The organism is Italian clover phyllody phytoplasma str. MA1, assembly GCF_000300695.1.
GTDB lineage: Bacteria > Bacillota_I > Bacilli_A > Acholeplasmatales > Acholeplasmataceae > Phytoplasma.
This window is the reverse complement of the sequence record NZ_AKIM01000151.1, coordinates 1-1,373: the sequence shown is the minus strand read 5'-3', so window position 1 is coordinate 1,373 and position 1,373 is coordinate 1. Positions and strand designations below refer to the sequence as shown.

General features: G+C 27.5%; 1 protein-coding gene. It reads left to right on the top strand.

The genetic code is table 11. From position 1 onward, the window contains the following. The first annotated feature begins 18 nt into the window (after nucleotides 1-18). Complete coding sequence (locus tag RI01_RS03060; protein WP_425311120.1) at nucleotides 19-1,071, top strand: toprim domain-containing protein; 1,053 nt, start codon at nucleotides 19-21, stop codon at nucleotides 1,069-1,071. Nucleotides 1,072-1,373: the final 302 nt, after the last annotated feature.

Below are 1,373 nucleotides of genomic sequence, written 5' to 3'. Positions count from 1 at the left end.
CAAAGAATAGAAGGATTTATGAATTCTTTCGAATTTAAAACCTTAAGTCAACAAGAAAAAGAAATAACTAAAACAACTATTAACCCTTTTCAACAGCCGTATCATTCAATGAAACCAAAACAACCAGTTGACGAACAGGAAATTAATATCAAAAAGAAACAATTATTTAAAGAAATATCACCTTTATTTAACCAAATTAGAGATTATTATCATTATTTATTAATTTCTAACCGAAATAACGAAAGTCAACCAGGAATAGAATATTTAACTCAAAAAAGAAAATTAACCCTAGAAACCATTAAAGAATTTAAACTAGGTTATGCCCCATTATCTGATAAACCTTTATCTTTTCGTCTAGTAAATTATTGTAAAAAACAAAATATCGATACAACAAAATTAATTGAATATGGTTTTATTAAAGAAAAAACCAATCAACAAGGTAAAAAATATTATCACGATACTTTTCATGGTTCCATTATTATCCCCATTGAAAATGGTTATCATCAAACTTTTCATTTTTATCAAAATCATTTTCGGGAAGCATCTTACTTTCAACCAAAATACCAAGCCTTAACTAATTTTAGTCAAACACCGACCTTTCATTTTAGTTATCGTTTTTTTGAAGCGTTACCTTTTATCAAACAAACAAAAACCATGATCATTCATGAAGGTTTTTTTGATGTCATTAATTGTTGGCAAAACAATATTAAAAACGTGGTCGGTCTCATTTGTGTCACTCAACTACTTTCTAAATCACAAATAGAAATTCTAAAAAAAGAAAAAATCAAAGCAATTATTGCCTTAGATAATGATGAAACAGGCCGAAAACGCAGTGAAGTCTTAGGAGAACAACTAACCTCACAACAAATACCTTATGAAATTAGACGCATTTTACCTCCTTACGACCAAACTTGTAAAGATGTTGATGATTTATTACGCCAATTTGGAAAAGAAGCATATCAAAAATGTTTTTTAGATTCATACATCAGTTATGAAGAAGCCAAAAAGAAAATCATCGTTGATTTAGCGGTTCATTTCTTTGGTGAAGACAAAGTAGAAGTAATTAATTAAAAATTATTGCTTTTTTTAAACTAATATATTAAACCTACATGAATAATAACATTAACATAACCCCAAATACGCACATATACCCCTAAATTTAACTATTTAGGGTTTTTATTTTTATAACAAAAAATCAAATTAAGGAGAAAAGAAATGAAAAACGACACTAGTCAAGAAATTAGAATTGGGGGTTGGAACACAAACGCCCCCAACGACTTAGTTCAAATTAAAAAATTTTTAAAAATATTAAAAGAAGATTTAATTAATCTCACTATTATTGCTCATTCCAAAAAGAAAAATACTTACCAAGA